General features: G+C 70.8%; 20 protein-coding genes. 14 read left to right on the top strand and 6 right to left on the bottom strand.

Annotated features, from left to right (window positions below):
• Positions 1-8 precede the first annotated feature (8 nt).
• From ACWEJ6_RS02310 to ACWEJ6_RS02295, 4 genes are all read left to right on the top strand, one after another.
• Complete coding sequence (locus ACWEJ6_RS02310; RefSeq protein ID WP_452420670.1) at positions 9-887, top strand: hypothetical protein; 879 nt, start codon at positions 9-11, stop codon at positions 885-887.
• Between the two features lie 51 nt (positions 888-938).
• Positions 939-1895 (top strand): zinc-binding dehydrogenase, encoded by a 957-nt coding sequence (locus tag ACWEJ6_RS02305; protein ID WP_452420668.1) that lies wholly within the window; start codon positions 939-941, stop codon positions 1893-1895.
• 76 nt (positions 1896-1971) lie between these two features.
• On the top strand, positions 1972-2271 hold the full coding sequence (locus ACWEJ6_RS02300; RefSeq protein ID WP_452420667.1) for an oxygenase MpaB family protein: 300 nt from the start codon (positions 1972-1974) through the stop codon (positions 2269-2271).
• Positions 2238-2828, top strand: coding sequence for an oxygenase MpaB family protein (locus ACWEJ6_RS02295; protein WP_452420665.1), 591 nt, complete (start codon positions 2238-2240; stop codon positions 2826-2828). Before ACWEJ6_RS02300 ends, ACWEJ6_RS02295 begins: the two co-directional genes overlap by 34 nt.
• 73 nt (positions 2829-2901) lie before the next feature.
• Here the strand turns inward: ACWEJ6_RS02295 and ACWEJ6_RS02290 are convergent, their stop codons facing one another.
• From ACWEJ6_RS02290 to ACWEJ6_RS02270, 5 genes are all read right to left on the bottom strand, one after another.
• The gene (locus tag ACWEJ6_RS02290; RefSeq protein WP_358288920.1) at positions 2902-3630 is read right to left on the bottom strand and encodes a PadR family transcriptional regulator; all 729 of its coding nucleotides are present in this window, start codon (positions 3628-3630) and stop codon (positions 2902-2904) included.
• Complete coding sequence (locus ACWEJ6_RS02285; protein WP_364330797.1) at positions 3627-4430, bottom strand: DUF4097 family beta strand repeat-containing protein; 804 nt, start codon at positions 4428-4430, stop codon at positions 3627-3629. The genes ACWEJ6_RS02290 and ACWEJ6_RS02285 overlap by 4 nt, the downstream gene beginning before the upstream one ends.
• A 99-nt stretch (positions 4431-4529) precedes the next feature.
• Positions 4530-4709, bottom strand: a complete 180-nt coding sequence (locus ACWEJ6_RS02280) for a DUF6104 family protein (protein WP_352323532.1) — start codon at positions 4707-4709, stop codon at positions 4530-4532.
• A 91-nt stretch (positions 4710-4800) separates the two neighbouring features.
• Positions 4801-8439 carry a multifunctional oxoglutarate decarboxylase/oxoglutarate dehydrogenase thiamine pyrophosphate-binding subunit/dihydrolipoyllysine-residue succinyltransferase subunit gene (locus ACWEJ6_RS02275; protein WP_358288914.1) on the bottom strand — a complete coding sequence of 1213 codons (3639 nt, stop codon included), beginning with the start codon at positions 8437-8439 and terminating at the stop codon, positions 4801-4803.
• A 204-nt stretch (positions 8440-8643) separates the two neighbouring features.
• The gene (locus ACWEJ6_RS02270) at positions 8644-9288 is read right to left on the bottom strand and encodes a B3/B4 domain-containing protein (RefSeq protein WP_352323530.1); all 645 of its coding nucleotides are present in this window, start codon (positions 9286-9288) and stop codon (positions 8644-8646) included.
• 75 nt (positions 9289-9363) lie between these two features.
• Between ACWEJ6_RS02270 and ACWEJ6_RS02265 the strand changes: the two genes are divergently transcribed.
• Positions 9364-10005 (top strand): winged helix-turn-helix domain-containing protein, encoded by a 642-nt coding sequence (locus tag ACWEJ6_RS02265; protein ID WP_452420661.1) that lies wholly within the window; start codon positions 9364-9366, stop codon positions 10003-10005.
• Positions 10002-11291 carry an MFS transporter gene (locus ACWEJ6_RS02260; RefSeq protein ID WP_452420659.1) on the top strand — a complete coding sequence of 430 codons (1290 nt, stop codon included), beginning with the start codon at positions 10002-10004 and terminating at the stop codon, positions 11289-11291. The genes ACWEJ6_RS02265 and ACWEJ6_RS02260 overlap by 4 nt, the downstream gene beginning before the upstream one ends.
• Here the strand turns inward: ACWEJ6_RS02260 and ACWEJ6_RS02255 are convergent.
• Positions 11239-12084 carry a glutathione S-transferase family protein gene (locus ACWEJ6_RS02255; protein WP_358288903.1) on the bottom strand — a complete coding sequence of 282 codons (846 nt, stop codon included), beginning with the start codon at positions 12082-12084 and terminating at the stop codon, positions 11239-11241. The genes ACWEJ6_RS02260 and ACWEJ6_RS02255 overlap by 53 nt on opposite strands.
• A 46-nt stretch (positions 12085-12130) precedes the next feature.
• Here ACWEJ6_RS02255 and ACWEJ6_RS02250 point away from each other — a divergent pair, with 46 nt between their 5' ends.
• The 8 genes from ACWEJ6_RS02250 to ACWEJ6_RS02215 all read left to right on the top strand — a co-directional run bounded on the left by ACWEJ6_RS02250 (position 12131) and on the right by ACWEJ6_RS02215 (position 21167).
• Complete coding sequence (locus tag ACWEJ6_RS02250) at positions 12131-13189, top strand: MBL fold metallo-hydrolase (RefSeq protein ID WP_387671215.1); 1059 nt, start codon at positions 12131-12133, stop codon at positions 13187-13189.
• Between the two features lie 55 nt (positions 13190-13244).
• A complete protein-coding gene (locus tag ACWEJ6_RS02245) occupies positions 13245-14117 on the top strand; it encodes an SDR family oxidoreductase (RefSeq protein ID WP_352352311.1) in 873 nt (290 codons plus the stop codon).
• 178 nt (positions 14118-14295) lie between these two features.
• Positions 14296-15453: an ROK family transcriptional regulator gene (locus ACWEJ6_RS02240; RefSeq protein WP_358288897.1), complete on the top strand. Its 1158-nt coding sequence runs from the start codon at positions 14296-14298 to the stop codon at positions 15451-15453.
• Positions 15454-15465: 12 nt separating this feature from the next.
• Complete coding sequence (locus ACWEJ6_RS02235; RefSeq protein WP_452420656.1) at positions 15466-16950, top strand: sugar ABC transporter ATP-binding protein; 1485 nt, start codon at positions 15466-15468, stop codon at positions 16948-16950.
• Entirely contained in the window at positions 16950-17957 is a 1008-nt protein-coding gene (locus ACWEJ6_RS02230; RefSeq protein WP_452420654.1) for an ABC transporter permease, read from the top strand. Before ACWEJ6_RS02235 ends, ACWEJ6_RS02230 begins: the two co-directional genes overlap by 1 nt.
• On the top strand, positions 17954-19000 hold the full coding sequence (locus ACWEJ6_RS02225; RefSeq protein ID WP_387671207.1) for an ABC transporter substrate-binding protein: 1047 nt from the start codon (positions 17954-17956) through the stop codon (positions 18998-19000). The genes ACWEJ6_RS02230 and ACWEJ6_RS02225 overlap by 4 nt, the downstream gene beginning before the upstream one ends.
• 11 nt (positions 19001-19011) lie before the next feature.
• Positions 19012-20163 (top strand): Gfo/Idh/MocA family protein, encoded by a 1152-nt coding sequence (locus ACWEJ6_RS02220; RefSeq protein WP_387671206.1) that lies wholly within the window; start codon positions 19012-19014, stop codon positions 20161-20163.
• Positions 20160-21167 carry a sugar phosphate isomerase/epimerase family protein gene (locus ACWEJ6_RS02215; RefSeq protein WP_452420740.1) on the top strand — a complete coding sequence of 336 codons (1008 nt, stop codon included), beginning with the start codon at positions 20160-20162 and terminating at the stop codon, positions 21165-21167. The genes ACWEJ6_RS02220 and ACWEJ6_RS02215 overlap by 4 nt, the downstream gene beginning before the upstream one ends.
• Positions 21168-21173: the final 6 nt, after the last annotated feature.

Below are 21173 nucleotides of genomic sequence, written 5' to 3'. Positions count from 1 at the left end.
GGCACGTCGTGTCCGACCAGTTCGACGTCATCGAGGCAGGGGGGCGCGGCCGCCGCCGGTGGATCGGGCTCGCGGTGGTGCTGGCTCTGCTGGTGATCCCGGCCGTCAGCCTGCTGCTCAGCCGCGACCCGCGGCAGGAGCCGCCCTCGCCGTCCGCCACCACGCCCATCCGCTCGCTCACCACGATCGAGAACGGCCCCAACGCGCTGCGGATCCCGGCCAGGACCAAGGGCCACGACGAGATCATCGACGTCGTCTTCCCCGACGGGCTGAAGGCCGAGGTGCGCTACCCGGCCGACCTCGACCTCAACGAGCTGGGGGTGCGGCCGTTCCAGGGCGCGTGGATCGACGGGCGGTTCCGGCAGTTCAGCGTGCCGTACAACGGGGTCGCCGAGGTGACCGGCGGCGGCCGGCCGATCAGGAGCTACGGCCCCGGCGTCACCTTGTGGCCGCGCCAGCCGGGCGGGGGCAGCGGGCAGGTGCTGCTCTTCGCGTTCGGACGCTGGCGGCTGGCCATGCAGGACAGGGGTGAAGGGCTGACCTTCGAACAGCGCGCGGCCCTGGCGCGGGATCTGCACGGCAAGGTGACCAGGGACGGCTACCTGGTGCTGTCGGGCGAGGGGTCGGTGCGGCTGGCCCGTCCGGGGGCCGTGACCCAGGAGGGGCCGGCCGGGCCGCAGCTCTGGTTCGGCGGGGGAGTGCGGGAGATGGTCGTGCTGGCGCCCACGCCCGACTGCGTCAGGAAGGCCCGGCTGCCGAAGGTGATCGAGGGACGCGGGCGTCCGGGGGAGTGGACGTGCCGTGGGGACGTGGAGGTCGCCGTCGCCGGCCCAGAGGAGTTCCGGCGCCGCGCCCTCGCGGGGATCCGGGTGACGGTCCGGCGGTGAGCGGCGGGGCGGTGTCGTGGGTGGCGGCGGGCCGGTTAGTAGGGTGCGGCCATGTTCGCCGTAACCGCCACACAGACCGATCCCGACAATCCGCTCGCCGGGCTGACGCTCGGTGAGCACCCCGACCCGAAGGCGCCCGACGGCTGGACGACCGTCTCGGTACGCGCCGCCGCCCTCAACCACCACGACCTGTGGACGCTCAAGGGCGTGGGCATCAGGCAGGACCGCCTGCCGATCGTGCTCGGCTGCGACGCCTCCGGCGTGGACGAGGACGGCAACGACGTCATCGTGCACGCCGTCATCGGCACGGGCGCGGACGAGACGCTCGACCCCAGGCGCTCCCTGCTGTCGGAGGTGCACGACGGGACGTTCGCCGAGCGGGTCGCCGTGCCGCGGCGCAACCTCGTGCCCAAGCCGGCCGCGCTCAGCTTCGAGGAGGCCGCCTGCCTGCCCACGGCGTGGCTGACCGCGTACCGCATGCTGTTCGACAAGGCCGGGCTCGAACCGGGCTCGACCGTGCTGGTGCAGGGCGCCGGCGGCGGCGTCGCGACCGCGCTGATCGCGCTCGGCCGCGCGGGCGGCTTCCGGGTCTGGGCGACCAGCCGGTCGGAGGACAAGCGCGAGCGGGCCCGCGAGCTGGGCGCCGACCAGGTCTTCGAGACGGGCGCGCGGCTGCCCGAGCGGGTGGACGCGGTCATGGAGACGGTCGGCCAGGCCACCTGGGACCATTCGCTCAAGTCACTCAGACCGGGCGGCCGCATCGTGGTCTCCGGGGCCACCAGCGGCGCGGTCCCGTCCGCCGACCTCAACCGCGTCTTCTTCCTGCAGCTGTCCGTGGTCGGCACCACCATGGGCACCCGCGACCAGCTCCAGCGGCTGGCGGTGTTCCTGGAGCAGACGGGCGTGCGGCCGGTGATCGACCGGACGCTGCCGATGACCGAGGCCCGGGACGGCTTCGCGGCCATGGCCGGGGGGGAGATCTTCGGAAAAATCGTCTTTACCAGCTGAATAAGTGAAGGGTTACTTGTCCGCCTTCTGGGTGATACAGGAAGAATGACGTCGTATCACCCTGGAGGCGTTCACCATGAACGTTGAGCCGTTCGGCCCGGGTTCGATGCACTGGGACACCGCGGGCGAATACCGCAACCTGCTCGTGGCCGGCAGCGCGCTGGTCCTCCAGACCATGCATCCGGCGGTCGGCGCGGCCGTGGCGGAGCACTCGACGTACAAGGACGACCCGTGGGGGCGGCTCAACCGCACGCTCGCCTCCGTCCAGAAGTGGGTCTACGGCGGTGAGGGCGTCTGGCCGAGGGGCGGCGGCTGCGCGAGCTGCACCGCTCCATCAGCGGCGTGGACGAGCACGGCCGCGCCTACCACGCCCTGAACGGGGAGGCGTGGGCCTGGGTGCACCTGTCACTGTTCGAGCGGTTCATCACGCTCAACCGCTACTTCGGCACGCCCTACACCGAGGAGCAGCAGCGCCGCATGTACGCCGAGTCGCGGCAGCTCGGCGCGATCCTGCACGTGCCGGAGCGGGAGATGCCGGCGGACCTGGAGGCGTTCTGGCGCTACTTCGACACGATGATCGCCGAACGGCTGGAGCCGCACCCGACGGCGCTGGAGGTGCTCGCCGTCATGCGCGGCACGCCCGCCCCGCCCGGCCTGCCGAGGCCGCTGCGCCGGCTGTGGACGCCGGTGGGGCTGGGGTCGGGGGAGTTCAACCACTTCGTCACCGTCGGGACCCTGCCGCCGGCCGCGCGCAGGAAGCTCGGCCTGCGCTGGACGGCCCGGGACGAGCGGCGGCTGCGGCACCTCGGGCACGCCGTGGCGATGCTGACCGCGCGCCTGCCCGAGCGCCTGCGCTACATGCCGGTCGCCTACCACGCCCGCAGAGCGGCCCGCGGCCACGGACGCCCGCAACGCTCCTTGCGCTCGGCCTGACGACGGCCCAGCGACGGCCCAGCGACGGCCCAGCGACGGCCCAGCGACGCCCCAGCGGCGGCTCGGCGGCGGCTCAGCGGCGGAGGATGTCGCGGATGCGGGCGGACGCCTCGTCGAGCACGGTGTGCAGCTCGTGCAGCTTCTGCGTGGTCAGGGCGGCGTCGGCGGCCTCCGTGCGGGCCTGGGCCACGAAGTCGGCCAGCAGTTCGCCCAGCTCGCTGTCGAGCTCGGTCCGGCGCACGGTGTCGCCGCCGAGCGTCGTCCAGATGTCCGACCAGATCCGGCGCCACTCGCCGGCCAGCCGGTCGCTCTCCACCTGCCACTGGTTGGCGTGCGCCATCCACTGCCGCTTCTGCTGCTCCTTGAGCCGTTTGAGCTCCTCGGCCCGCGCCTTGGCGTCGTCGCGGGCGCCGGTGCGCACGTCCTTGGCCATCCGGGTCAGCTCGTCGCGCAGCGACTTCACCGTGTCGCGGACGTCCTCCTTGACCTCGCGGGCGATGTCCCGCACCGAGGCGGAGATCTCCTGCTCCAGGTCGTCAAGCTCGTCGAGCCGGGCGTTGAGCTCCTCGCGGCCCTTGTCGGTGATGGAGAACACCTTCTTGCCCTCGATCACCTCGTGCGTGACCAGGCCCTCCTCCTCCAGGCGGGCCAGCCGCGGGTAGATCGTGCCGGGCGAGGGCGAGTAGACGCCGAGGAAGCGGTCCTGGAGCAGCCGGATGACCTCGTATCCGTGCCGCGGGCTCTCCTCCAGCAGCTTGAGCAGGTACAGCCGGAGCCGGCCGTGACCGAAGACAGGGCTCATTCCTTCTCTCCCTTGAGCAGCGCGACCTCGCCCGAGACGGTGTACGCCGACAGTGAGGCCATGCCGCCTCCCAGCCGTCCGGACAGCGCCTTGGAGCCGGGGCTGTTGTTCGCCGACAGTCCGTCGAACGTGGAGCTCAGCCTGCCGGAGGTGGACCTCATGCTGACGTCGGACTCGACGTTCTCCGGCACCCGCACCAGGATGGCACCCGAGACGCTGTTGAGCGTCACATGACTCGTGGGCCGGAGCGTCAGGTCGGCGGTGATGCGGCCGGACACCGTGCTGGCCTTGAGCCGGCGCGGGCTGCCGTCGGCGAGGGTCAGCTCGCCCGAGACGGTCTTCAGCGCCAGGTCGCCCTCCATGGCCCGGCTCTCGATCGAGCCGGAGACCGTGGTGGCGCTCACCTCGCCGCTCACGCCGTCGAGGACGACCTCGGAGGACACGCTCTTGACCCGGGTGGACCGCTCGAACCCGGCCAGCACCGTGGACGCCGAGACCACCTCCGTGTTCACCCGGCAGCCCTTGGGCACGGTGAGCGTGAGGTTGGTCCTGCGCTTGTCGCGCCGCAGCCAGCCGAGCAGGCCGTCCAGGGTCAGGCCCTCGTAGGTGACGACCAGCTCCTTGGTCAGCGGGTCGTAGCTGACCAGCAGCGGCGCGGCCGACTCGATCTCGGTCAGCTCCAGCGTGGGCGGCCCCTCGCTGGCCAGGACGGCCAGCCTGCCCGCGACGATCCGCACGTCAAGTGACTCAACCGGCCCGAACGTGAGCTGTTCGGGAGCGTCCAGCGTCCACTTCTCCATGAACGTATGCCTCCTTGACGAGTACGTCTCCTACGAGAACACGATATGTCGCGTTACTCGAAAACTCAAGATGTATCGCGTCTCGGCGGCGGAATCCCGTCAGTCGTCGTCCTCGTCGTCGAGGCGGGCCAGCCAGGTGGCCAGCCGCTCGATCGGGGTCTCGAACTCGGGGTTGAGATCGACGAACTCGCGCAGCCGCTCGCCCAGCCAGAGCACGCTGACCTCTTCCTCGCCCCGCCGATCGACCAGCTCCTCGATCCCTCGATCGGTGAAGTACATGGGTTCTCTCCTTCGTGCAGGCAGGGGCCTCACCCTGCCGGTCAACGCAGAAGCCCCCGGCCGGACGGCCGGGGGCTCACTGGCGGCCTGCTCAGCCGAAGAGCTGGTGGAGGATCTCCTCCAGCTCGGTGTCGTGCGAGTTGTGCGAACCCGTCGCGGGCGAGCTGTTCGGGGTCCGCGAGACGCGGCGCAGCGACCGGCCGCCGAGCGTCTGCGGGTCTTCGGCCAGCTTCAGCGTCAGGTAGGGCCACGGGCCCATGTTCACCGGCTCGTCCTGGGCCCACACCAGCTCGGCCTGCTGCCCGTAGCGGGCCAGCTCGGCGGTGAGCTCCTCGGTGGGGAACGGGTAGAGCCGCTCAAGACGGACGATCGCGACGTCGTCGCGGCCCGTCTTGTCGCGCTGCGCGGCCAGGTCGTAGTAGAGCTTGCCCGAGACCAGGACGATCCGGGTGACCTTGGCCGGGTCGACCGTGGTGTCGCCGATGACCGGCTGGAAGGTGCCGGTGGTGAAGTCGGACGCCTTCGACGTGGCCGCCTTGTGCCGCAGCAGCGACTTGGGCGTGAAGACCACCATCGGCTTGCGCCGGTTGGACTCCACCTGCCAGCGCAGCAGGTGGAAGTAGTTGGCCGGCGTGGACGGCTGCGCGACCGTCATGTTGTCGAGCGCGCAGACCTGCAGGAACCGTTCGATCCTGGCCGAGGAGTGGTCGGGGCCCTGGCCCTCGTAGCCGTGCGGCAGCAGCAGCACGACGGAGGAGCGCTGGCCCCACTTCTGCTCACCGGACGAGATGAACTCGTCGATGATCGTCTGGGCGCCGTTGACGAAGTCGCCGAACTGCGCCTCCCAGGCCACCAGGGCATCGGGACGCACGACGCTGTAGCCGTACTCGAAGCCGAGCGCCGCGAACTCGCTGAGCAGCGAGTCGTAGACGTAGAACTTCGTGGTGCCCTCGTTGAACTGCTTCAGCGGCGTGTGGTCGGCGCCGGTCATCCGGTCGACCAGCACCGCGTGCCGCTGGGTGAACGTGCCGCGCCGGGAGTCCTGGCCGACCAGGCGCACCGGGTGGCCGTCGATCAGCAGCGAGCCGAACGCCAGCGTCTCGCCCATCGCCCAGTCGATCGAGTCGGTCTCGACCATCTGGCCGCGGCGCTGCAGCACCGGCGCCAGGCGCGGGTGCGGCGTGAAGCCCTCGGGCAGGTTGAGCTGGGTGTCGACGATGCGCTTGAGCGTCTCGTCGCTGATCGCCGTCGGCGTGTCGGCGTGGGACCACTTGACGACCTCGGCCGGGGGCACCCGCATGGCGGCCGCCTCCTTGGGCTTCTTGGCCGCCTCGCGCGTCTCGGTGAACGCCTGCTCCAGCTTGGCCTGGTAGTCGCGCAGCGCCGACTCGGCCTCCTCGACCGTGATGTCGCCCCGGCCGATCAGCGCCTCGGTGTAGAGCTTGCGGGTGGAGCGCTTGGCGTCGATCAGGTCGTACATCAGCGGCTGGGTGAAGGCGGGGTTGTCGCCCTCGTTGTGGCCGCGGCGGCGGTAGCAGATGAGGTCGATGACGACGTCCTTGCGGAACGCCTGGCGGTATTCGTAGGCCAGCTGGCCCACGCGCACCACGGCCTCGGGGTCGTCGCCGTTGACGTGGAAGATCGGCGCCTGGATCATCCGCGCGACGTCGGTCGCGTAGACCGACGAGCGGGAGGAGGCCGGCGAGGTGGTGAAGCCCACCTGGTTGTTGACCACCACGTGCACGGTGCCGCCGGTGCGGTAGCCGCGCAGCTGCGACAGGTTGAGCGTCTCGGCCACCACGCCCTGGCCGGCGAAGGCCGCGTCGCCGTGGACGAGGACGGGAAGGACGGTGAAGCCCTCCTCGCCGCGCTCCAGGAGGTCCTGCTTGGCGCGGACGACGCCCTCCAGCACCGGGTCGACCGCCTCCAGGTGGGAGGGGTTGGCCACCACGGACGCCGTGATCATCTTGCCGCTCGGGGCGGTGAACTCGCCGCTCGCGCCCAGGTGGTACTTGACGTCGCCGGAGCCGTGGGCGGTGCGCGGGTCGATGTTGCCCTCGAACTCGCCGAAGATCTGCGCGTAGGACTTGCCCACGATGTTGGCCAGCACGTTGAGCCGGCCGCGGTGGGCCATGCCGATGACGACCTCGTCGAGGCCCTCGTCGGCGGCGTCGCTGATCACCGAGTCGAGCAGCGGGATCAGGGACTCGCCGCCCTCCAGCGAGAAGCGCTTCTGGCCGACGAACTTCGTCTGCAGGAACGTCTCGAACGCCTCGGCGGTGTTGAGCCGGGACAGGATGTTGAGCTGCTCGTCGCGCTCGGGCGAGGCGTGCGGCTTCTCCACCCGCGCCTGGATCCAGGCCCGCTCCTCGGGGTTCTGGATGTGCATGTACTCGATGCCGACCGTGCGGCAGTAGGAGTCGCGCAGCACGCCCAGGATCTCGCGGAGCTTCATCAGCGGACGGCCGCCGAAACCGCCCGTGGCGAACTCGCGCTCGAGGTCCCACAGGGTCAGCCCGTGGGACTGGATGTCGAGGTCGGGGTGCTTGCGCTGCTTGTACTCCAGCGGGTCGGTCTCGGCCATCAGGTGGCCGCGCACGCGGTAGGCGTGGATCAGCTCGATGACCCGGGCCGACTTGGCCACGTCGTCGTCGTGCGAGGCCGAGATGTCCTGGACCCAGCGCACCGGCTCGTACGGGATGCGCAGCGCCTCGAAGATCTCGTCGTAGAAGCCGTCCTCGCCGAGCAGCAGCCGGTGGATCTGGCGCAGGAAGTCGCCCGACTGGGCGCCCTGGATGATCCGGTGGTCGTAGGTGCTGGTCAGCGTCATGACCTTGGAGACGGCCAGGCGCGACAGCGTGTCGGGCGAGGCGCCCTGGTACTCGGCCGGGTATTCCATCGCGCCGACGCCGATGATCGTGCCCTGGCCGGGCATCAGGCGCGGAACGGAGTGGACGGTGCCGATCGTGCCGGGGTTGGTCAGCGAGATCGTGGTGCCGGAGAAGTCGTCGACGCCCAGCTTGCCCGCGCGGGCCTTGCGGACGACCTCTTCGTAGGCCACCCAGAACTGGCGGAAGTCCATCTCCTCGGCGCCCTTGATCGAGGGCACGAGGAGCTGGCGCTCACCGTTGCTCTTCTGGACGTCGATCGCCAGGCCGAACCCGACGTGCTCGGGCTTGACCAGCGTGGGCTTGCCGTCGACCTCCGTGTAGGAGTAGTTCATCTCCGGCATCGCCTTCAGCGCCTTGACGATCGCGAAGCCGATCAGGTGGGTGAAGGAGATCTTGCCGCCACGCCCCCGCTTGAGGTGATTGTTGATCACGATGCGGTTGTCGATGAGCAGCTTGGCCGGGATGGCCCGGACGCTGGTCGCCGTCGGGACCGTCAGGGACAGGTCCATGTTGGCGGCCGTGCGTGCGGCGGCGCCGCGCAGCTTCACCTCCTCGGCGCCCTTGGGCACCGGGGTGGCCGGCTGCTTCGGCTTCTCGGCTGCCGGAGGCGCCTTCGGGGGCGCCTTGGGAGGTGCGGGCGCGGTCGCAGTGCCGTTCGCCGCCTCCCTGACCGGGGTCCGGCCCGGTCCGTAATCAGGGTTGTAGTCAGCGAAGAAGTTCCACCAGGCCTTGTCGACAGACTCTGGATCTTGAAGGTACTTCTGGTACAGCTCGTCGACAAGCCACTCGTTCTGACCAAAGCTTGCCAGCGGGTTTGTCCGCGACGACTCAGACGACACGGCGGAAATCGCCCTCTTCCGCAGATCGGCGTTGATGTTAGAGAACCTGTCCAAGGCTACTCGCCCGGACCGGCAGCGCGCGCCGAAGAGCACGCGCCGCCTCGAACGATCCTCTCAGGACACGCCGAAGAGGTCACGCCCGCCTAGTCAATCCAGGGAGAGCCGCCATTGTTACTGTTTGGTATCAACGTATGGCCGGCAGGTTTATTTCCCTCCGGGCACGATTCTGCTGGTGATCCGCACCCCGGGTGACAGCTCCTCCAGCAGCTCCGCCAGCTCCTTGCCGGCCTGCTGGAGCTCCTCCATCGACATGGGCTCCAGCCGTTCGAGGAGGAAGATCGCGTTGGTCGTCTCCTCGGTGAGCCGGGTGCGCGCCACCTGACGCCAGTTCCACCGGCGGCAGGTCACGCCGGCGTCGTCGCGCCAGATCACCTCGCCGGGCTCGGGCTGCCCGAGCGCCTCCTCGGAGTGCTCGTCGCCGGTCGCCCGCACCAGCCGGGCCGGGCCCTGGTAGCGATCGAGGTCCTCGCCGCCGATGGGCAGCGCGTGCTTGACGCTGATCGTGTTGTACGCGTCGACCACCCGGTTGATCTCCGGCAGCGGCATGCGCCGGGTCAGGGCGTCGACCGAGGGCCTGGTGCGCTGCGGCTTGGCGCCGAAGGCGCGGTAGGCGTCCTTCCAGGCGTCGATCTTGTCGGCCTGGACCTCGCACGCCGACGCCTCGGCCAGCCAGGCGCGGGTGCGGTCGTCGGTGGGGCCGTTCCGCAGGCCGTGGGCCAGCATCACCAGCACGGCGAAGTCGGGGCGCAGGGCGAGGACGGCGTCGTCCACGCGGATGTCGTCGAGCATCCGCCCAGTTTAGAAGGTCGGGGAATTCGCAAAAATCACTTTGCAAAAAAGCCTTTGCGGTCTAGGGTCGTGCTCATGGAGGAGCAGTACAGGATCAGTGACCCGCAGGTGCTCAAAGTGGTCGCCCACCCCTTGCGGGTGCGGCTGCTCGGGCTGCTGCGCAGCGACGGCCCGGCCACCGCCAGCGAGCTGGGCCGCAAGGTCGGCGAGAGCTCCGGCTCGACCAGCTACCACCTGCGCGAGCTGTTCAAGTACGGATTCATCGAGGAGGACCCCGACCGGCGCGACGGCCGCGAGCGCCGCTGGCGGGCCCGCCACCGCTACACCTCCTGGGACAGCGGCGAGCTGTCCGGCACCGAGGAGGGCCGCGAGGCGGTCCGGATCATGCGGATGCGCCAGGTCGAGGTCCTCGGCCGGGTCGCGCAGGAGCACGAGGAGCACGACTGGTCCCCCGAGTGGGCCCGCGCGGCCGGGCTGAGCGACCACATCGTGGAGCTGCCCCCGGCCGGGCTGAGGGAGTTCAACGACCGGGCCATGGAGCTGCTGCGCGACCTCGCCGCCCGCTGCTCGGGCGACCCCGACGCCCGCCAGGTCAACATCTGGATGGGCGGTTTCCCCCGCGACGGCTTCCCCCGCGACGGTTCTCCCACCGACGGTTCTCCCGCCGACGGTTCCCCCACCGACGGTTCTCCCAGCGACAAGGAGCAGGACCGATGACCGCTCGTTCCGCGTTACGGCGCTACATGCTCGTCAGCTTCCTGACCTGGCTGCCGCTGGGCCTGATGGCCGCCGTCATGGTGCTGCTGATGACCGACAGAGGGCTCAGCCTGACCCAGATCGGCCTGGCGGTGACCGTGTTCTCGGTCGTCACCGTCAGCCTGGAGCTGCCCACGGGCGGCCTGGCCGACGTCATCGGACGGCGGATGGTGCTGGCCGCCTCGGCGGTGTTCACCGCGGCGGCGCTCGCGCTGATGAGCGTCTCGACGACGTTCGGGATGTTCCTCGTCACCTGCGTGATCAAGGGCGTGGCCAGGGCGCTGTCCAGCGGCCCGGCCACCTCCTGGTACGTCGACACCCTGCACGAGCTCGAAGGCGAGGACGCCGACCTCAAGCCGGGCCTGGCGCGCGGCGGCGCGCTGGAGTCGGTGGCCATGTGCGCCGGGGTGCTGGTCGGCGGCGCCGTGCCGCTGCTGGTGCCGCCCGGGACGATCACGCCGCTGGCCGTGCCGCCGCTGCTGGGGGCCGTCGCGGCCGTCGTCCTGCTGGTCGTGGTGGTGTTCGCGCTGCCCGAGCCGGCCCACGCGCGGCGGTCGCTGGGAAGCGTGCTGCGCGAGGTGCCCTCGACGGTGGTCGGCGGGATCCGGCTGGCCGCCGGGGGAGCGGTGCTGCGCCGCCTGATGCTCGCCGCCGCCGCGTCCGGCGTGCTGCTGATGACGATCGAGCTGCTGACCCCCGGCCGCCTGGCCGAGCTGGCCGGCACGTCCGAGCGCGGCAGCCTGGCCTACGCCGTCGTGGCGGCCCTGGGATACGCCGCCAGCGCCACGGGCAGCGCGATCGCGCCCCGCGTGGCGCGCCTGGCGGGCGGCTCGGCCCGCGGCGCGGCCATGGGCGCGGTGCTCTGCGCGCTGTCGGTCGGCTCGCTGGCCGCCACCGCCGGGCTGGACGGCGTGCCCGGCCTGGTGACGGCCGGGCTGGCCTACCTGGTCATGTTCGCCGGGCTGTCGGTGACCGGGCTGCTCTGCCTGGAGATGCAGCACAACGCGGTCTCCGCCGCCGAGCGCACCACGGTCACCTCGACGTCCTCGCTCTCGCTCCAGGCGGGCGGGGTGCTGGCCAACTCCACGCTCGGCGTCCTGGCCGCGCAGGCGGGCGCGTCGGCCGCCTGGTGGGTGGCCTCAGGGGTGGTGCTGGCCTCGGCGCTGCTGTTCGTCGCGATGCCGAGGCCGGGGGTCACAGGCTCCAGTCGAGTTCCGGTCCTACCGGAACGATCCTGCTCGGGTTGATGTTCGTCTGGGTCATGTAGTAGTGGCGTCTGATGTGGTCGAAGTCCGTGGTGTCGCGGAATGCGGGGATCGCGTAGAGCCTGCGGGTGTACGCCCACAACGCCGGATAGTCGGTCAGCCGCCTGATCGAGCACTTGAAGTGGCCGTGGTAGACCGTGTCGAACCTGACCAGCGTGGTGAACAGCCGCACGTCGCTGTCGGTGAGCGTGCCGAAGAGGAACTCCGACTCCGCCAGGCGCACCTCCAGCAGGTCGAGCGTGGTGAACACGCGGGCGACCGCCTCCTCGTACGCCTGCTGCCCGCGGGCGAAGCCGGCCTCGTAGACCGCGTTGTTGAGGCCGTGGTAGAGGCGGTCGTTCATGATGTCGATGTCCGGGCGCAGGCGTTCGGGGTACAGGTCGGGCGCGCTGCCCCACGACGTCTCCAGGTCGAGGGTGATCTGCGGGAAGTCGTTGGTGACCAGGCGTTCTTCCCGGCTGTCCCAGATGCACGGCACGGTGTAGCGGCCCGTGTAGCCCGGTTCGGTCGCGTGGTAGAGCTCCGACAGGTACGGCGGGTCGCCGTCGGGGATCCGCCAGCCCTTCTCGTCGCGGATGGGGTCGACGATCGTGACGTCCAGCAGGTCCTCCAGGCGGAGCAGGGCGCGGACGATCAGCACGCGCTGTGCCCACGGGCAGGCGTAGGAGGCGTAGAGCCGGTAGCGGCCGGGCTCGGGCGGCCCGAGCCGTTCGGTGAAGCGGTTCGGCTGCCGGACGAAGCGGCCATCGTCTGAGATCTCGCGGCTCAGCTTCATGACCCCTAGTAGAACATGATTCGGGACCAGAACTATATTCGGGGCCATGGCTAAGTTCGTGGTGACTCCTTCCAGCGTGGCCCAGCGTGAGGCGTGGATGAGCGGGGCGGTTCCCGAGGTCGAGCGGGTCCGGCCGGGGCTGTGGTCGATCCCGGTGCCCATCCCGGTCAACCCGCTGCGGTACGTGCTGGTCTACGCCCTCGAACTGCCCGACGGCGTGGCCATCGTGGACGCCGGATGGAACACCGACGAGGCCTACGACGCCCTGGCCGCCGGGCTGGCCGTGGCCGGCTACGGGATCGCCGACGTCAGGGCCGTCCTGGTCACCCACCTGCACCCCGACCACTACGGCCTGGCCGGACGCGTCCGCGAGGCGTCGGGCGCCTGGATCGGGCTGCACCCGGCCGACGCGAACCTCGTGCGCGAGCGGTACGACGACGACGCCATCGACTCGCTCGTCCAGCGCGAGCGGGCCCTGCTCCGGCGCTCCGGCGTGCCCGACCTGAGCCTGGACGAGCTGGCCGGGGCCTCCATGATGATCAGGCACATGGTCACGATGGCCCGTCCCGACCGGCTGATCGAGGACGGCGAGAAGCTCGACCTGCCCGGCTGGGACCTGCGGGCCGTCTGGACCCCCGGCCACACGCCCGGCCACCTGTGCTTCGTCTCGCCGGAGCGCAGGCTGCTGCTCTCCGGCGACCACGTGCTGGCGAAGATCACCCCGATCGTGGCCGTGCACCCCCAGTCGGGCCCCGACCCGCTGGCCGACTACCTCGGCTCGCTGGCCGCCGTCCGCGAGCTGGAGGTGGACGAGGTGCTGCCCGGCCACGAGTACCGCTTCCTGGAGCTGGCCGGACGCGTCGACCACGTGCTGGCGCACCACGACGAGCGGCTGGCCGAGATCGAACGGGTCGTCGGCGAGGACGACGGCGTGACCTGCTGGGACGTCGCCACCCGGCTGAGCTGGTCGCGCCCCTGGGAGACGATCCCGCCGTTCATGCGCCGGGCGGCCAACAACGAGACGCTGGCCCACCTGGTATGGCTGGCCGGACGGGGCAGGGTACGCCGGGAGGAGGGCGAGCCCGAGCTCTGGAGACGCGCCTGAGCCGGTCGGTTATCGTACTCCTACCAGAATGTTGTTCTCTTGCTCTGGAGGTTCGATGCTTCGGTTCGATGACAGGGTCGCGATCATCACGGGCGCCGGGCACGGCCTCGGCAGGGCGCACGCGCTCCTGCTCGCCGAGCGGGGCGCCAAGGTCGTGGTCAACGACCTCGGCGGCGCGCTCGACGGCACCGGCGCCTCCACCGGCCCCGCCGCCGAGGTGGTCGAGCTCATCACCAAGAACGGCGGCCAGGCCGTCGCCAACGCCGACAACGTCGCCACTCCCGAGGGCGCCAGGGCGCTCGTGCAGACGGCCGTCGACGCGTTCGGCCGGGTCGACATCGTCGTCAACAACGCGGGCATCCTGCGGGACAAGTCGTTCGGGAAGATGACCGTCGAGGACTTCGACGGCGTGCTGGCCGTGCACGTGCGCGGGTCGTACCTGGTCAGCCAGGCCGCCTACCCGCTGATGAAGGAGGCCGGGTACGGCCGCATCGTCAACACCTCCAGCCCGGCCGGCCTGTTCGGCAACTTCGGCCAGGCCAACTACTCCACCGCCAAGATGGGCCTGGTCGGGCTGACCAAGACGCTGGCCATCGAGGGCGCGCGCAACGGCATCAAGGCCAACGCCATCGCCCCCATCGCCTGGACCAGGATGACCGAGGCGCTGCTGCCGGCCGAGTTCGAGGCCAAGTTCACGCCCGAGCGGGTGAGCGCGCTGGTCGCCTACCTCGTGCACGACTCGTGCGAGTCGAGCGGGGAGGTGTTCACCGTCGGCGGCGGGCGGGTGGCCCGCGTGTTCGTGGCCGAGGGGCCCGGCTGGAAGGCCGACGACCTCACCCCCGAGGCGATCGCCGACAACTGGGGCTCGGTGATGGCCGAGCAGCCGTACGTGCTGACGGCCGGCGACTCGATGAAGGCCATGCTCTAGCGCCGGAGCCTGCCGGAAGCCGGTCATCGCCCGCCGGGGCGGTGGCCGGCTTCCGCGCGTTCGGGAGGGTTCCGGCGAACGTCTCATGCCAGGCTTTGTTCGATCTTCGGCATAAGTCCGCGAGGTTCGGTCGAATCAGACTCTTGATTTGCCGCATGAGTGATCTTATTGTTCCCGCATGACCCCCCAGCCGGGCTCGGCTGCCGACGTCCTGACGCTCATCAGCGCCGGATCGGCGACCACCCGTTCCGATCTCGCGCGCCTCACCGGACTGGCCAGATCCACGATCTCCCAGCGGGTCGACGCGCTCATCGAGCGCGGCCTCGTCGAGGAGACCGAGAGCGGCGAGTCCACCGGCGGCCGTCCCCCGCGCCAGCTCCGCCTGCACACCGAGGAGCACGCCTTCGCCGGCGTCGACCTCGGCGCCACCCACTGCCGGGTCGCGCTCATGGACCTGACCGGCGGCCTGCTGGCCGAGTGCGAAGACCCGCTGGAGATCGGCGAGGGCCCCGACAAGGTGCTCGCCCACGTCGACCAGCGGCTCGACCGGCTGCTCGGCGAGGCCGGACGGCCCCGCGCCGCGCTGCGCGCCATGGGCATCGGCGTGCCCGGCCCGGTGGAGTTCGCCACCGGCCGCCCCAACAACCCGCCGATCATGCCCGGCTGGAACGACTACCCCGTCCCCGAATACTTCGACGGCATCCAGGTGCTGGTCGACAACGACGTCAACGTCATGGCGCTCGGCGAGCACCGCAACGCCTTCGCCGGCACCAGCCACCTGCTGTTCGTCAAGGTCGGCACCGGCATCGGCTGCGGCATCGTGGCCGACGGCAAACTCCACAGAGGAGCCCAGGGCTCGGCCGGCGACATCGGGCACATCCGCGTCAGCGGCCACGACGACGCCGGCTGCCGCTGCGGCAACAGCGCCTGCCTGGAGGCCGTGGCCGGCGGCGCCGCCATCGCCCGCCGGCTCGCCGAGCTGGGGCTGGCCGCCGAGACCGGCGCCGACGTCGTCGCGCTCGTCCAGGCGGGCAACACCCAGGCGCTGCGGCTGGTCAGGGAGGCCGGCCGGCTCATCGGCGAGGTGCTGGCCGGCCTGGTCAACTTCTTCAACCCCGAGGTCATCGTCATCGGCGGCGCGCTGTCCCGCGTCCACGAGCACCTCCTGGCCGGCGTCAGGGAGACCATCTACCGCCGGTCGCTGCCGCTGGCCACCCACCACCTGTCCATCACCCCGAGCCGCACCGGGATCAACGCCGCCGCTCTCGGCGCGGGCCTGCTCGCCATCGAGCACTACCTGTCACCGGACAACATCAACCGCATCGTCAACGCCTGAAGGGGACCCCCGATGCTGGTCATGAAGGGCATCGTCAAGCAGTTCCCCGGCGTGCGCGCGCTCGACGGGGTCGATCTCGACGTACGGGCGGGCGAGGTCCACTGCCTGCTCGGCCAGAACGGCGCGGGCAAATCCACCCTGATCAAGGTGCTGGCCGGCGTCCACCAGCCCGACGAGGGCACGATCGTCTTCAACGACGCGCCCGTCCGGCCCACCAGCCCCATCGACGCCATCCGGCTCGGCTTCGCCACCATCTACCAGGAACTCGACCTGGTCGACGGCCTCAGCGTCGCAGAGAACATCTTCCTCGGCCACGAGCACGCCCGCTTCGGGTTCGTCAACCGCCAGGCCGGCCGCCGGGCCGCCCGCGCGGTGCTGGAACGCCTCGGCCACGGCGAGATCCGCCCCTCCACCGAGGTCGGACGGCTCTCACCGGCCGCCAAACAGGTCGTCTCGATGGCCCGCGCCCTCTCCCACGACGCCCGCCTGATCATCATGGACGAGCCGTCGGCCGCCCTGGCCCACGACGAGGTCGCCAACCTGTTCCGCATCATCCGCGAGCTCACCGCCCAGGGCGTGGCCGTCGTCTACATCTCCCACCGGCTGGAGGAGATCCGCGAGATCGGCGACCGCGTCACCGTGCTCAAGGACGGGCGCACCGTCGCCGTTGGCCTGCCCGCCCGCGACACGCCCACCGCCCGCATCGTCTCCCTCATGACCGGCCGCAACGTCGAGTACGTCTTCCCGCCCCGCCCCACCCGGCCGCCCGGCGAGGAGGTGCTGCGCGTGGAGAACCTGACCGCGCCCGGCGTCTTCGCCGACGTCTCCTTCTCCGTGCGCGCCGGCGAGATCGTCGGACTGGCCGGGCTCGTCGGCAGCGGACGCTCCGAGATCCTGGAGGCCGTCTACGGAGCCCGGCCCGCCTCCGGCCGCGTCACGCTCGCCGGCCGCCCGGCCCGCCGCCGCGTGACCGGCGCCGTCCGGCAGGGCATGGGCCTGGCCCCCGAGGAACGCAAGGCCCAGGCCCTGCTGCTCGACCAGAGCGTCACCGCCAACATCACGCTCGGCACCCTGCCGCAGTTCGCCAGGTTCGGCTGGATCGACCGCGGCCGCGAGCGGGCCGAGGCCGCCCGCCTGGCCCAGCTCCTCGACATCCGCCCGCCCGACCCCGAACGCCCGATCAGGACCCTGTCGGGCGGCAACCAGCAGAAGGCCGTGCTCGCCCGCTGGCTGCTCGGCGGACGCAGACTGCTGCTGCTCGACGAGCCCACCCGCGGCGTCGACGTCGGCGCCCGCGCCGAGCTGTACGCCGTCATCCGCGACCTGGCCGACCAGGGCATCGGCGTGCTGCTGGTCTCCAGCGAGGTGCCCGAGGTGCTGGGGCTGGCCGACCGGGTGCTCGTGCTGCGCGAGGGCGCCGTCATCCACGAGGGCGAGGCGGCCGGCCTGGACGAGCACCGCGTACTGGACATGATCATGGATGGGAGGGCCGCGTGATGAGCGAGCCCATAGAGGCGCCCGAACGACCCGCCGCCGGGGTCACCCGGCCGAGACCGTCCCTGCTGAACGGGGTCGCCGAGATCCGCCACCTCGGCCTGCTGGGCGCGCTGGCGCTGCTCGTGGTCGTCGGCCTGGTCACCCGGTTCGACAACTTCGCCACCACCTCCAACCTGGTCAGCATCCTGGCCCTGGCCGCCACGATCGGCGTGATCACCGTCGGAGCCACGTTCGTGATCATCGGCGGGGGCATCGACCTGTCCGTCGGCGCCGTCATGGCCCTCGCCTCCGTCTGGGCGACCACGCTGGCCACCCAGTCGTACGGGCCGGTGGTGATGGCCGTCTGCGCGATCCTCGTCGGCACCGGGGCCGGGCTGGTGAACGGGCTGCTGATCGCCTATGGGCGGATGGTGCCGTTCATCGCCACCCTGGCCATGCTGGTGGCCGCCCGCGGCCTGGCCCAGCGCATGTCCGACAGGAAGACGCAGCTCATCCAGGTCGAGGGCATCGTGCAGCTGTCCACCACGCGGCTGCTCGGCATCCCGCTGCTGGTCTACGTGTTCGCCCTGGTCGTGGTGCTGGGGTGGATCGTCCTGAACCGCACCACGTTCGGCCGCCGCACGTACGCGGTCGGGGGCAACCCCGAGGCGGCCAGGCTGGCCGGCATCGACGTACGCAGGCACACGATGCTCCTGTACGCCCTGTCCGGCTTCTGCTGCGGCGTCGCCGCGATCCTCATCATGGCCCGTACGACGACAGGCTCGTCCACCCACGGCGACCTGTACGAGCTCGACGCCATCGCCGCCGTCATCATCGGCGGCACCCTGCTCACCGGAGGCCGGGGCACGATCATCGGCTCGATCCTGGGCCTGCTGATCTTCACCCTCATCACGAACCTGTTCATCCTCAACGGGCTCAACACCAGCGACCAGCTGATCGCCAAGGGCCTGATCATCGTCGTCGCCGTCCTTCTCCAGCGGCGGAACCTGAAAGCGAGAGCAACATGAGTGAGAACGTCGCGCGCAGGGGATTCCTCGTCGGCGGGGCTGTGCTGTTAGCGGCGGGTTGCACCAGCAACGAGCCGGCGGCCGCTCCCTCGTCGGCGGCGCCCGCGCCCGCCCCCGCCGCGAGCGGCAACGACGAACCCGGCCAGAAGGTGACGATCGGCTTCTCCGCGCCGGCCGCCGACCACGGCTGGATCGCGGCCATCGCCAAGAACGCCGAGAGCGCGGCCAAGCAGTACGGCGACGTCGACTTCAAGGCCGTCGAGCCGACCAACGACATCAACCAGCAGATCTCCGCCGTCGAGTCGCTGATCGCGGCCAAGGTGAACGCCCTGGTCATCCTGCCGAACGACGGCCAGCAGCTGAACCAGGTCGCGCTGCAGGCGACGCAGGCGGGCATCCCGGTCATCAACCTCGACCGGGTGTTCCCCGACAAGCTGGCCTACCGGACGTGGATCGGCGGCGACAACTACGGCATGGGCGTCGCGGCCGGGCACTACATCGGCAAGCAGCTCAAGGACAAGGGCGTCGCGAACCCGGTGATCGTCGAGATCCAGGGCATCGCCACGCTGCCGCTGACCCAGGACCGCAGCAAGGGCTTCGCCGACGCGCTGAAGACGTACGGGTTCAGCGTCACGGCCAAGCAGGACGCCAAGTTCACCGTCGAGACCGGCAACCAGGTGGCGACGTCGCTGCTGCAGGCGCACAAGAAGATCGACGCCCTGTGGAACCACGACGACGACCAGGGCGTCGGCGTGCTGGCCGCCATCAAGGAGGCGAACCGGGACGAGTTCATCATGGTGGGCGGCGCCGGCTCGCTGAACGCCATGAAGGAGATCCAGGCCGGCACGTCGGTGCTCAAGGCCACCGTCACCTACAGCCCCACGATGGCCTCCTCGGCCGTCAGGCTCGCCAGGTTGATCGCGCAGGGCAAGGGCATGAGTGACCTCGTGGAGAACCAGGTTCCCCAGTCGATCACCCTCGCGTCCGAGACGATCACCAAGGAGAACGTCGACAAGTATCTGGCGCTCGGATTCGAATCCTGATCGGGGGTTGCATGTCAGACAAGACCACCATCGGCGTGGGCATGATCGGCTACGCGTTCATGGGCCGCGTCCACTCCCAGGCATGGCGGAGCGTCGGCGCGTTCTTCGACCTGCCGCTCGCGCCGCGCATGGCGGTGCTGGCGGGCCGGTCGAAGGAGCAGACCGCCGCCGCGGCGGCCCGGCTCGGCTGGGCCGACGTCGAGACGGACTGGCGGGAGCTCGTCCGGCGGGACGACGTGCAGATCGTCGACATCTGCACGCCGGGCGACTCGCACGCCGAGATCGCGATCGCCGCGTTGCGCGCCGGCAAGCACGTGATCTGTGAGAAACCGCTGGCCAACACCGTCGCCGAGGCCGAGGCCATGGTCGCGGCGGCGGCCGCGGCGCCGGGCAGGAGCATGGTGGCCTTCAACTACCGGCGGGTCCCGGCGGTCGCCCTGGCCCGCCGGTACGTCGAGGAGGGCAGGCTCGGCGAGATCCGGCACGTACGCGCCCAGTACCTCCAGGACTGGATCGTGGATCCGGAGTTCCCGCTGGTGTGGCGGTTGCAGAAGGACAAGGCGGGCGCGGGGGCGCTCGGCGACATCGGCTCGCACATCGTGGACGCCGCCGAGTTCGTCACCGGCCAGCGCGTGGCGGGGGTGTCGGGGCTGACGGAGACGTTCGTCAAGGAGCGTCCGCTGGCGGGGGAGTCGGCGGGGCTGGGCGGGTCCCGTACGGAGGAGCGGGGGGCGGTCACCGTCGACGACGCCGCGCTGTTCATCGGCCGGATGTCGGGCGGCGCGCTGGCCTCCTTCGAGGCCACCAGGTTCGCGACCGGGCGCAAGAACGCGATGCGCATCGAGGTGAACGGGCAGCTCGGCAGCCTGGCGTTCGACTTCGAGTCCATGAACGAGCTGTGGTTCAGCGAGGGCGGGGGCGGGTTCGAGCGGATCCTGGTGACCGAGCCCGACCATCCCTACGTGGGGGCGTGGTGGCCGCCGGGGCACGGGCTCGGCTACGAGCACACCTTCACCCACGAGATCAAGGACTTCCTGGAGGCCGTCGCGACCGGCGCCGACCCTTCGCCGTCGTTCGCCGACGGGCTGCGGGTGCAGCGCGTGCTGGCGGCGGTGGAGGCGAGCGCGGCCGACGGCGGCCGGTACACCCCTGTGGAGGACTGATGAGACCAGTAACGCTGTTCACCGGGCAGTGGGCGGACCTGCCGTTCGAGGAGGTGTGCAGGCTGGCGGCCGAATGGGGCTACGACGGCCTGGAGATCGCCTGCTCGGGCGACCACTTCGACGTGGCGCAGGCGGTGGCGGACCCGTCGTACGTGGAGCAGAAGCGCGCCCAGCTCGACAAGCACGGCCTGAAGGTGTGGACGATCTCCAACCACCTCGTCGGCCAGGCCGTCTGCGACCATCCGATCGACGAGCGGCACAAGGCGATCCTGCCGGCGCGCATCTGGGGCTCGGGCGACCCGGAGTCGGTGCGGCGGGCCGCGGCCGAGGACATGAAGGACACCGCGCGGGCGGCGGCGGCGCTCGGCGTGGACACGGTGGTGGGGTTCACCGGGTCGTCGATCTGGCACACCGTGGCCATGTTCCCGCCGGTGCCGGCGTCGATGGTGGAGGCCGGCTACCAGGACTTCGCCGACCGCTGGAACCCGATCCTCGACGTGTTCGACGAGGTCGGGGTGCGCTTCGCCCACGAGATCCACCCGAGCGAGATCGCCTACGACTACTACACGACGCAGCGGACGCTGGAGGCGATCGGGCATCGTCCGGCGTTCGGGCTGAACTGGGACCCGTCGCACATGGTGTGGCAGGACCTCGACCCGGTGGCGTTCATCCTCGACTTCAAGGACCGGATCTACCACGTCGACTGCAAGGACACCCGGGTCCGGGTCGGCGACGGGCGCAAGGGGCGGCTGTCGTCGCACCTGCCGTGGGCGGACATGCGGCGGGGATGGGACTTCGTCTCCACCGGGCGCGGTGACGTGCCCTGGGAGGACTGCTTCCGGGCGCTCAACTCGATCGGGTACGACGGGCCGATCTCGATCGAGTGGGAGGACGCGGGGATGGACCGGCTGGACGGCGCCCGTGAGGCGCTGGGGTACATCCGGCGGCTGAACTCCATCACGCCGCCCGCCACGGCCTTCGACGCGGCCTTCTCCACCACGTAGGACCAC

This window comes from Nonomuraea sp. NPDC004702, from assembly GCF_053601695.1.
The sequence above is the reverse complement of the archived record's forward strand: the minus strand, read 5'-3'. Positions and strand labels throughout refer to the sequence as shown.